This window comes from Spirochaetota bacterium (assembly GCA_034190085.1).
Taxonomy (GTDB): domain Bacteria; phylum Spirochaetota; class UBA4802; order UBA4802; family JAFGDQ01; genus JAXHTS01.
Genome location: JAXHTS010000035.1, coordinates 40,637 through 52,119, shown reverse-complemented (window position 1 = coordinate 52,119; position 11,483 = coordinate 40,637). Strand labels below are relative to the sequence as shown.

Sequence of the window (11,483 nt, the reverse complement as noted above, 5' to 3'; positions counted from 1 at the left end):
TTAGATATAAGGAGTTTAGATTGGAAAAAAATATTGAGTTTCTTAAATACAGATACATTGCTATTGTACTATCCATAACGATTTTTATACTCTTCTTAGTACTTGGTTTCATTAGAGGCGGAATGAACTGGGGGATTGATTTTGTGGGAGGAGTCAAGATAATAGCCAAGTTTGAGAAAAGTGTAGATATTACAAAAATTCGAACAGAATTGGGCAATCAGAATGTAACTGCTCTGGTGCAACAGATTGGCAAAGAGGAGCAGAATGAATATATTATTGCGACAAAATTGCTAAACAATGAGGAGGCCTCAGAGGATAGGTCAAATACCATAAAAGAAGCTTTAACTAAAGTCTTTAATGTGGAATTTCTGAGTACTGAGACGGTAGGACCCGCAATCGGTGATTTTCTAAGACAGTCTGCATTAAAACTCTTTGTTGTAGCACTCGTCTTAATTACACTCTATCTCTCCTTTCGTTTTGAATTTAAATATTCAGTTGGTGCAATTGCTGCACTTCTGCATGATATCATGCTATCAATTGCCTTCTGTGGTATGACCGGGGTAGAGATCAGTATTCCAATTGTTGCTGCCTTCCTATTTATATTTGGTTATTCTGTTAATGATACTATTGTCATCTTTGATAGAATACGAGAAAATGTTGAGGTAAAATCAAAACAAACATTTTTTGAAGTTATAAACAGATCAATCTCACAGTCAATATCCAGAACACTGCTTACATCCCTTACTACTATGTTTGCTGTTTTAGCTCTCTATATTCTTGGCGGAGATGTAATCAATGACTTTGCGCTTGTTTTGCTCTTTGGCGTTATCATCGGTACTTTTTCTTCAATCTATATTGCTTCACCAATACTTCTCGCTTGGGAGAGATTCTCCACAAAATAGAGTATTCAAAATGAATTCACTCAGATTGAATCTTGTCTTTATTATCATCTTTATATTTTCTCCGAGATATCTCGTATTTCCAAAAACCAATAAAGTAAAAATCGACTCACATTTTAGCTCCCTAGCAATTTTAGAATTTTCTAAATATCTCATCTCCAAGGAAGAATACTACAGGGCATATGTTGAACTATTGAGATTGAACTCCTATTATCCAGGACATATTGATAATAGTATTTTCTATACTACCGAACTATTTCTATTATTCAAGGGAAATGACTTTAATACCCTATTACATAAAAGATATGCATCTGAAAATAGGAGTATTGATTATATTGAAGTAATATTTAAATCTGATGTTTATCTTGAAAGATCAGAGTATTTAAAGGCAAACTCCATTCTTCTCTCCTCCTATCAGTTAAAGAGTAAAACAACTCTCGATATATATATTTACAAACGATTATTTCTGTCATATCTATTATTAGACAGGGTAATTGCGGCTAGAAGACTCCTCGATGAAACAGAAAATGTGGAAAGTGGTATATGTACTGAAAAATATGAAGAGCTGGTAAAGTATTCAATCATTAAACACCATGAGTTAAAAAATCCGATCTACTCGTCTATACTTGGGCTAATACCAGGTATGGGATATGTATACTCAGGGAGGAAACCTACGGGTATTATCGCCCTACTATTAGTATCGGTGTTCTCTACATTGACATACCTCTCTTTTAAGACTGATAATAAGGCAATTGGTATAATTGTTGGCACGGCTGGGACATTCTTTTATACAGGGAGCATTATAGGTGGTTTTCTGTCCTCAAAGAGATATAATAGAGAAATTACCAATAGGATGAAAACAAGATTGTTTAAGGAGATGTCTCTTTTACAGGATAGGGAAAATATATATAAAGGCCATGGGATATATAACATCAGATAGAGATAGAGGTTATATGGAGAAGGCTCTCCAATTGGCTTTCTCAGCATTGGGTAAGACATCTCCCAATCCATCTGTAGGAGCTGTTATAGTAAAGAATAACAAGATTATTTCAACTGGCAGCACATCCCCCTGTGGACAGGAGCATGCTGAAGTTGTAGCAATAAGGAATGCTGGTATAGATATAGATGGTTCTGAACTCTATGTCTCCCTTGAACCCTGCTCTCATCATGGGAGGACCCCACCATGCACAGATGCTATAATTCACTCGAAGATTACTAGGGTCTTCATACCTCTCCTCGATCCTAATCCCTTAGTTGCGGGGAATGGCTTAGCAAGGCTGCGTAAGGCTGGTGTGGAGGTCGTATTGCTCTCAGAAATGGCAGATTATGCATCGGATCTAATAAGGCATTTTAAGAAATATATTTTACATAACAAGGGATACATTATTCATAAATCTGCAATTACCATTGATGGGAAGATCGCAACAAGAGAGGGAGACTCAAAGTGGATAACATCCGAATATTCGAGATATATTGTTCACAGATTGAGGGCAATTGTTGATGCTATCATAATTGGGAAAAATACCCTGCAGATGGATAATCCTACACTAAATGTTCGATTGGGTTCATTCTCAGATGAAGTGATAAAATACTTTGAAAATTCGAATATTAAAATAATAGGGAGGGACAGCCTCTTCTTGAAAATGCTCTTTGAAGTAGGCAATAGAGTAGAGGATAGAACCTCAAGTAGAATGATAGTAGGATTACCGGAGCAGATAGATTTCACCAAGAATATCTTTTTTGATGATAATTTTTTCTTTTTTGTAAATGAAAGAGTGAAGGATAGCCTTATAGAGCGTGATGATTATAATATTATAAAAAAACTAATCAGAGATAATAAAATCTTATTTATTGCTGGCAATACTGGAAAAGAACAGATTATCAATATTGTTGATACACTATCACAACTCGGAAAGGTGATGGTTATGTTAGAGGGAGGTGGAAGGTTAGCGGGATCCTTCTATGATGCAGGTGAAATTGACCAATTATTATATTTCACATCTCCAAAGGTGATAGGCAAAGGGATATCCCCTATTGAGGGAGAAGGTGTGAGTTCAATTCAGGATTCATTAAAACTCTATGATATCTCCGCGGCTATGATAAAGGAGGATATCCTCTACAATGCATACAAAGAACCCTTTCATTATAATATGAGGTGAGATTAGTGTTTACAGGTTTAATTGAGAAAATAGGAACTGTGAAAAATATCCGCAAAGCGGGTAATGGAATCTACCTTACAATATCATCTCACAGCATCCTTAATGGAACCCAAATAGGGGATTCAATCAATATTGATGGAGCCTGCCAAACAGTAACTAAGATTGAAGGGGATTCTTTTACCGTATTCACCTCCAGCGTGACATGCAATCTTACAACATTAGGTAATTTTCAGGTTAATAGGAGGGTCAACCTTGAGAGGGCATTGTCTCCGAGTTCACGCATGGGGGGGCATATTGTACAGGGACATATAGACGGCAAGGGATTGATTAACAAGATGCTGAGGGATGGAAATGGGATGACAATCGAAATTACAGTTTCTGAGGATATATTAAAGTACATTGTAGAGAAGGGATCTGTTGCGGTTAATGGAATTTCTCTTACTGTGGTTTCCCTTACTGATAGCAGTTTCAATCTATATGTGATACCTGAAACAATTCAAAAGACCACATTAAATGAATCTGTTACTGGTACAGAAGTCAATATTGAAGTAGACATCCTAGCAAAATATGTTGAAAAGATGATCTTCAAAACAATTGAGGTAGATAAAGATAAAGGATTGAAAAAAAGGCTTATTGAAGGTGGATTCATGTAACAGATTGCTTAATAATAATCTAAGGACATATAAAGGAGCTGAGTTGGATTATTCTCATAGTCCAAAAATTCTCTTCAAGTTAATCATTGCAGGTTTTATTGGTAGTTCAATCCTCTTTTTAAGATGAGAAGAGAGATATATAGCATGAATAACCTCTAAGGCCTTATACCCATCCTCACCACTGGATATAATGTCTACAATCTTTCCATTGAGTAGTTTTTTTGCTTCTAAATATTCTCTCTGAAAATAGTTAGGACCTCCTGTTTTAGGGAAGGATTTCTCAGAGAGATCTCGAAAACCTGTGTATAATCTCGATTTTTTGGTTTGATAAAGATGCTCATATCCATTTCCAATTACAATCTTACCCTTAGTGCCTGATATTTCAAGTTCGAATAGGAAGTATTCCCTCTCACCACCAGCTTCAAGAAAAATGTCTATGCCGCTACTGCACTTCAGCCATGCGCAAACCCGATCCTCAAAACCGCTCTCTCTCTCCTTCCTCTCTATCTCACCCTCAACAGAATTAATTTCCCCAAAGAGGAATCTTATTATATCTATCATATGTGTTCCATCATGAAGCAGGGGTCCCCCACCCTCTTCAATCTTCGATTCCCCGTTATAACCTGATGTCAGAATCGATGCGTATATTGTTTTAACCTCGCCAATGCGACCATTATCTATAAGTCTTCTTACCATCCTATATCTATTATCATATCTTCTCTCGTGGTTTACTATCAAATCCACATTATACCTTTGGGTTGACTTTATAAATAATTGAGCCTGGGATAAGGTAGAAGCAATTGGCTTTTCACATATTATTGTCTTAGCTCCGTTCTTTGATGCAAATATTCCAATATCAGCATGCGACTCTGTCCATGTTGATATTATGACAAACTTTGGATTTACCCGTTCAATCAACTCCTTATAGTCAGCAAATAGATTCTCTTTGGATAGATTTGCACAGCTAGCGAATCTATTTAATCTTTCAACATTGATATCACAGGCATAATTTATTCTTAATCCAACAGAGTTGGCCCCTCCCCAGTGTGTACATGGCTTGTATCTTAAGGGATCAAATTCTAAGGAAAATCCTATTCTTCCACATCCGATGAGAGCGATATTTAGAGGTTTCATTTATCTTGTTTATAGCATAAATTTATCGATTAGAAAAAATAGAAGCGCCTATCTGAGAATTACTAATATAGAGGTATTACACTGTATAAGAAATATTTATAAACTTACTAATAATATAATGATAATAAGAAGTATAATGACCAGAATTCCAATAGCGATATATGAGACCTTAGGGTGGGTTGTATGTTTTGAATCTTTTGTGATCATTCCTTTAGGATTTAATTCAACATCATCAATACTTTTTTCTGATATAAGACCATTTACAGAGGGATTGTACATTCTAAGCTTCACCTGCCTCTCCTCTTCTGTACATTTTCCAAAAATTCCAGGTCCAATCTTTGTTAGAACCTCTAATGGTGTATTTGCTCCTTCCGATTTAATGTCAATTACCTCACAAGCTATTGGTTTGATAAAGTTTTCAATCCTTAGGTTTAGAAGATCAATAAAATAGTTTGCCCTATCGGAATCGGGAATAACCTTACTCATTATCTTATCCCCAACCTTAAGCTCATAAATGGGTGTACCTGAAACTGGTGCAAGAATCAATTGGATTGGGAGTATGACAGCCCCATCTTCCATTGGGTAATTCCCTTCAGATTGATCATTAGCATCTAATGAGGTAAACTCTCTTTGTCTATTCTTTCGAAATTCATCTTCTGAAATCTCCTGGATTGCAGTTTCCAGAATCAAATTCTTATCGTGAATAATCCTATTTATAATATCAGTTATAGTAATGTCAATATTATCGTATTCATAATTTCTGATGTAATCGTATAGATTTGATTTCTGATTCTCATCATTTGCAATTTCCTTAATAATATCCTGTAGATATGATGTCATACTCGGATTACACTCATTATTCCATCTCAATTTCAGAATGGATTCCTCATATTTCTCCCAAGAAGAATGTGGTTCAATTTCATAGGTGCTTGAATAGGTTGATACAAGTATGTGATAAGAATCCATATCTCCACGCTTATCAAAAATAATTAGGAATAACCCATAAAAATTTAGAGAGTTCGATTTAAATCTCCCCTTTAAGATTAGACGATTACCCTCTTCAACGTATTTCTTTTGATTATCTTCTGAAACCATTATAATATCCACGCACTTTGTTAGATAATGTACACACAATACTCGAAAAAAAACCTCATAATGTGGTGTAATCCCCGTTTATATAATTCAATAATGATCGTTTTCAAGGTTAGTCAAATGTGATATCTCTGTCAATATAAAAATAGTGTAACATCGATATTTGAATTCAGTGTAAACGAATATGGGCATAGTTATTTATTCTATTGAATAAATAAAATTTAATATGCGAAGGAGTAAAATAATAAAAATATTATTGACGATACTAAAACAAATTATTAACATTGTAACAAATAATATAGTAATCTGTCCAATATTGTAATGAATACAATTTATATTGACTAGCGAGTTTCATTATGTCACCAAAATGTAGAAATTGTGGATATGAAGGCACGAGAGATAAGTTTCGCTTTCTCAATTATGCTGAGGTTATGGGACCGAATGTCTACAGACACTGTCCCAAGTGTAAATCAGCGGTATATTGTGAAGAATTAGAAGAAGATGAGAAGGAACCGAATGATGAAATTTGGGGAACAGGTAGTTTACGAGGGCAGGTTTTTAAGAGATCCCGAAAATCTGAAAAAGGTAAAGAGTAGTTAATATTTAATAACTACATTATCATATATTTATATATATAACAGTTGTTTTGACCCTTCCCCCAATTTGCATTATACCCGATTGAACTGTCTTCAATCATAACATAAAGATAATAAAGCAATTATTGATATTTGGATAACGTATTAAATTATATTGGTAAATAATCACTTTAGATTGAAGGTATTAACTGGTATAGGATAAAAAACTATAAAGTAATAATTTTAATTTTGAGTTTTATTTGCTAACCTAAACAATTTTGAAAAAATGGGGTCTAAAGATGTTTTATTCAATCCTACAATAAATCAATAAAGGGGAGAGTCAATGAGCGAACAACTATTGGTTACACAGATTCAAAGATTTTCAGTAAATGATGGTCCTGGCTTTAGAACCAATGTCTTTTTAAAGGGTTGCAGCTTAAGATGTTTATGGTGTCACAATCCTGAAACACAGTCAACGGACAAGGAGTTGTATTGGAAAAAGAGGTTATGTGTTCAATGTGGAGCTTGCTTAGATGCTTGCCCCAAAGATGCTATCTACCCACCTATACCACCTGAAGAAGCTCAAATGGAAGGTTCCACATATTATAAAATTGATTGGGATAAATGTGATCTCTGTTTTAAATGTGTTGATGTCTGTGTATATGATGCCCTTGAGATTGTTGGCACACCAATGACTATTGATGAGATTATAGAGGAAGTTGAGCAGGATATTCCCTTCTATAATAATTCTGGCGGCGGAATGACCCTGAGTGGTGGGGAACCCATGATTCATGCAGACTTTGTTATTGACTTACTAAAAGGAGCTCGTAAAAAGGGACTGCATATTTGCTTAGACACGAGTGGACATTGCAAATGGGAATACCTTGAAACACTATTAGATGAAGATTTAGTTGATATATTTTTATTTGATATAAAGCATATAGACACCAATAAGCATAAGGAACTGACCGGTGTTGGTAATGAGTTAATACTTGAAAACTTGAAGAAGTTAACTGAAAGGAGAGCTGAGATTTGGATTCGAGTGCTCGGAATTCCGGGATACACTGATTCATTGGATTACCATAGGGACGTAGCAGATTGCTTAAAGTCATTGCCAGGACCAATTGAGAGGATTGACCTCCTACCCTTCCATAATTGGTGTCAGGATAAATATGGATGGCTTGGCATCGATTGGAAGATGGCTGAAGTTGAGGCTATGGAGCCATCGGAATTAAAATTTGCTTTAGAAATTTATGAAGCTGCTGGATTTAAAACCACAATTGGCGGTTCTGGTTTTGAAGATAAAGTGGCTTAATTTATGGAGAACATAATGGATGAGGAACGATATATAGGTGTAATAAATAATATCCAGAAGATGAGCATGAATGATGGCCCTGGATATAGGACAGTGGTTTTCTTTAAGGGTTGTTATCTCAATTGTGAATGGTGCCATAATCCTGAGGGCAAAAGGCGCTATCCGGAGGTCATACCTTATGTTTCCAATTGCATAGGATGTAGGAAATGCCTAGATGTCTGCCCCACTGGCGCCCTTTCACTGATTGAAGAGAAGAAACCACATATCGACTTGGGTCTTTGTTCTACATGTTTACAATGTGTTAAAATATGTAAAGATGACGCATTGATATGTTGGGGAAAGATTGTTACCGTAGAAGAGGTGATGGCTGAGGTTGAAGAGGATAGGGTTTTCTATAAAAACTCAGGTGGTGGAATGACCATCTCTGGGGGCGAACCCATGGCTCAACCTGAATTTGCTTATGCTTTAATGAAAACCGCCAGGAATCGGGAAATTCATACCGCCCTTGATACCTGCGGACATGCACCCTGGGAGGATTTTGAGCGTGTATTGGAATTCACAGACATAGTCCTCTTCGATATTAAAGTCATCGATCCTCAAATTCACCATGATTATTCTGGAGTTGGGAATGAGCTTATTCATGATAATGTTAAACGTATATCAAATATGAATATTGATATGAGAATTCGAGTCCCAATTATACCAGGACGAAATGACTCAGAGGAAGAACTATTAAAAATTGCCAAATTTATTGAGGAATTAGGCCCATCTGTGAAGGGCGTTGACCTGCTTCCCTATCATCCCTATGCAGGTGCAAAGTATAAAGCATTTGGTTTTGATTACCCCTTTCCTGCTGGAGAAGGAATACAAGATGATCCATTACGGCCTATAGTTGAAATGTTTTTAGATCATGTCGAAGAGGTAACTGTAGGTGGTTAGTAAAGAATATTAATAATAATACCAAATAAAAGGAGGTAAGGAAAATGCCTACATGTGTAGAGTGTAAGAGTTTCTTTGCTTTAGAAGAAGACCCCTCTCGAGGGGATTGTGTAATGAGAGTAGTAGACCCACGCCAAGCTTATTATAAGGCTAAACCAATGGCAGCTGATGAAGATGCATCAAAATGTACTTCATTTCAGAAAAAGTAAAAGTCTATTGGTTGTTTCAATTATATCTTTTCAGTCCCTTGCTTTTATCTAATAATTGAGGAGGAAGCATTTCTAATTGTATTGAAATAGTAAAATCTTCCTCAAAGGACTCGAAGGGATTGAAATAAATTGATATTAAATTGATGATAGAAAAAAGAAGTGATTAAAAATAAACAATATGTAATAGATATAGTATATAGAATTAATTCAACTATATCCTTAACATAAATTACATACATACCCTTCTCCAGTATAATATGATTGATAATACATCAATGCATATAATGAGATAAATCCCTTAAGTTTAAATTAATGTAATTAATAACTTAAGGAATTCAATCATATTGAGTAAAATACTGGAGGGGGTTTTTTATTAAACCAATATAAATGAAAAAAACTGATGATACAAAGCTATATAGATATTTTTCTATTATTACCCTTATCATTGCTATAATACTAGCCCTTATCTCTTACTACTCAATTCTTATAGTTGAGCCAAAAGTTAAGGAATTGTTATCCATGAGTGATAATATTAATGATAATTATAAAGAAGCGTATATTGAACTGAAAAATCCCCAACTATTTGCTGGTTATAACAATTACGATGCTATAGCTCGTCCAATAGAAAGCATAAAAAAGAATTTTAATAATAAGATTGATAATAACGAAGAGTTCGAGATTAACGATAAAATATATTTATCCATTCTATTGGAAAGAAGGATGCTAGGTTCAAGACTTGGTAGAAATACAATGATATTCTTTTTAATGTTGTCAGCTCTAGGTTTTGTATTTTGTCTGTACGAGATTAAGCAAAAAAAAACAAGATCAATAGATTGAAATATTTAGAAAAACAACGACTTCATCCAAAGATATAAAGATATATAGATTAAAGGGATAACTCACCGAGTCTTATAAATATGACATTACGAAGCACTACTAATAATGACTTTCAATTAGATTAAATTATAATTCAATATTTTTAATGTAATATTGTAATATAAGTGATCAAGGGGGAATACATGCCACATAGTAATCTAACACAAAAAATGTCACACTTCTGCAGCGACACTTGCCCTGTTTGTACTAGAGCACGCAAAAAGGGAGAAGGTTTTTTTTATAATTTTGTAAAATTAAAATTATATAGAAAATCATGCCCATTTTGTCGATCCTATGAAAAGGTACATGGTAAACCTGCATATAAATGAAAACATTCATTTATTAGCAAATTTTCCAATGTTTGTTATAGAATTATTCACCATTATATCTTAATTCCTAAAAATATATACTATTCTATATGATTTATACATTCCAAACGAAAATTGGCCAATAGCTGTTTATTGGTTGAATCAATATATTATAACGAATTGGAGTAAAATGAAGGGGATATGAGTTATATACCTAGCTATATATCTCTTTATGAAGAGGGAATACTCACAAAAAGAATAGAAGCTATTCGTAAAGGGATCGAAGGCTGTATGCTTTGTCCTCATAAATGCAATGTTGATAGAACCAAGCATAGAGATGGCAAGTGTAAGAGCGGTCAGCGACCAATTGTCTCATCCTTCAATGCACACTTTGGAGAAGAATCCTGCCTCGTTGGACGCTATGGATCAGGTACAATATTTTTCACTAACTGTAACCTTTCATGTATTTTTTGTCAGAATTATGATATCTCTCATTTAGGCTCAGGAAAAGAAATATCCTATAAGGATCTTGCTAACATTATGCTGAACCTTCAAGCAAAGGGATGTCATAATATAAACCTTGTTACACCAACTCATATGGTTTACGCTATTTTACGGGCACTTCCTATAGCAATTGAAGGTGGATTAAGGATTCCACTTGTTTACAATTCTGGTGGATATGATTCTATTGAGACTTTACACCTTCTTGATGGGGTGATTGATATATATATGCCTGATTTTAAATTTATGGATTACACAATCGCTGAAGAATTAAGCAATGCCAAGAACTACCCTAATATCGCCATGAATTCCTTACGAGAAATGCATAATCAAGTGGGAGACCTATTAATAGACGACAGAGGAATCGCTTATAAAGGATTAATGGTAAGACATCTTGTGCTACCCAACAATATTGCTTCTACTGATAGAGTGATTTCATTTATTGCAAATCTATCGAAAAATACTTATATTAACATTATGAATCAGTACAGGCCTGCTTTCAGGGCCAGAGAATGTTTTGATCTAAAAAGAAGGATTACTCTTGAAGAGTATGACAAGGCAATCGATGTTACCTCAAGTGTAGGCCTAAAGAGATTAGATAAAAACAACTTCTTTATAGGATGATTGTATGATTATACTATATCGTCATCAGGAATAGACTCCACTCCACACAGGCATGAAGGAACTATCTCATCAGTGTCATATTGCTACTATTTGAACAAGCCCACATCATTATCGATAAACCTATAGATTGATATTGCTCACAACGGTTGGTTGCTCGAAAGGTTCAGCAAGCCTGATATCTGGTTCAATGGCATATAAC

General features: G+C 34.8%; 12 protein-coding genes. 10 read left to right on the top strand and 2 right to left on the bottom strand.

The annotated features are described in order from the left end of the window. Nucleotides 1-20: 20 nt before the first annotated feature. Genes secF through SVZ03_06435 form a run of 4 tightly spaced genes read left to right on the top strand, consistent with a single transcriptional unit; the run spans nucleotide 21 to nucleotide 3,711 of the window. Entirely contained in the window at nucleotides 21-902 is an 882-nt protein-coding gene (gene secF / locus SVZ03_06450) for a protein translocase subunit SecF (protein MDY6933848.1), read from the top strand. 10 nt (nucleotides 903-912) lie between these two features. After that, on the top strand, nucleotides 913-1,839 hold the full coding sequence (locus SVZ03_06445) for a hypothetical protein (GenBank protein MDY6933847.1): 927 nt from the start codon (nucleotides 913-915) through the stop codon (nucleotides 1,837-1,839). Beyond that, nucleotides 1,817-3,058 (top strand): bifunctional diaminohydroxyphosphoribosylaminopyrimidine deaminase/5-amino-6-(5-phosphoribosylamino)uracil reductase RibD, encoded by a 1,242-nt coding sequence (gene ribD, locus SVZ03_06440; protein MDY6933846.1) that lies wholly within the window; start codon nucleotides 1,817-1,819, stop codon nucleotides 3,056-3,058. Before SVZ03_06445 ends, ribD begins: the two co-directional genes overlap by 23 nt. Before the next feature lie 5 nt (nucleotides 3,059-3,063). Continuing rightward, entirely contained in the window at nucleotides 3,064-3,711 is a 648-nt protein-coding gene (locus SVZ03_06435) for a riboflavin synthase (GenBank protein MDY6933845.1), read from the top strand. 54 nt (nucleotides 3,712-3,765) lie between these two features. Here SVZ03_06435 and SVZ03_06430 read toward each other — a convergent pair whose 3' ends face one another. Continuing rightward, nucleotides 3,766-4,845: a Gfo/Idh/MocA family oxidoreductase gene (locus SVZ03_06430; GenBank protein ID MDY6933844.1), complete on the bottom strand. Its 1,080-nt coding sequence runs from the start codon at nucleotides 4,843-4,845 to the stop codon at nucleotides 3,766-3,768. 96 nt (nucleotides 4,846-4,941) lie between these two features. After that, nucleotides 4,942-5,940: a hypothetical protein gene (locus tag SVZ03_06425; GenBank protein MDY6933843.1), complete on the bottom strand. Its 999-nt coding sequence runs from the start codon at nucleotides 5,938-5,940 to the stop codon at nucleotides 4,942-4,944. Nucleotides 5,941-6,293: 353 nt separating this feature from the next. Here SVZ03_06425 and SVZ03_06420 point away from each other — a divergent pair, with 353 nt between their 5' ends. The 6 genes from SVZ03_06420 to SVZ03_06395 all read left to right on the top strand — a co-directional run bounded on the left by SVZ03_06420 (nucleotide 6,294) and on the right by SVZ03_06395 (nucleotide 11,284). Next, entirely contained in the window at nucleotides 6,294-6,533 is a 240-nt protein-coding gene (locus SVZ03_06420) for a hypothetical protein (GenBank protein ID MDY6933842.1), read from the top strand. Nucleotides 6,534-6,855: 322 nt separating this feature from the next. Beyond that, nucleotides 6,856-7,827, top strand: a complete 972-nt coding sequence (locus SVZ03_06415; GenBank protein ID MDY6933841.1) for a glycyl-radical enzyme activating protein — start codon at nucleotides 6,856-6,858, stop codon at nucleotides 7,825-7,827. A gap of 15 nt (nucleotides 7,828-7,842) precedes the next feature. Continuing rightward, entirely contained in the window at nucleotides 7,843-8,766 is a 924-nt protein-coding gene (locus SVZ03_06410; protein ID MDY6933840.1) for a glycyl-radical enzyme activating protein, read from the top strand. Between the two features lie 44 nt (nucleotides 8,767-8,810). Continuing rightward, nucleotides 8,811-8,975 carry a benzylsuccinate synthase gamma subunit family protein gene (locus tag SVZ03_06405; protein MDY6933839.1) on the top strand — a complete coding sequence of 55 codons (165 nt, stop codon included), beginning with the start codon at nucleotides 8,811-8,813 and terminating at the stop codon, nucleotides 8,973-8,975. Nucleotides 8,976-9,362: 387 nt separating this feature from the next. Then, the gene (locus SVZ03_06400) at nucleotides 9,363-9,812 is read left to right on the top strand and encodes a hypothetical protein (GenBank protein ID MDY6933838.1); all 450 of its coding nucleotides are present in this window, start codon (nucleotides 9,363-9,365) and stop codon (nucleotides 9,810-9,812) included. A 548-nt stretch (nucleotides 9,813-10,360) separates the two neighbouring features. Continuing rightward, on the top strand, nucleotides 10,361-11,284 hold the full coding sequence (locus SVZ03_06395) for a radical SAM protein (protein ID MDY6933837.1): 924 nt from the start codon (nucleotides 10,361-10,363) through the stop codon (nucleotides 11,282-11,284). Nucleotides 11,285-11,483: the final 199 nt, after the last annotated feature.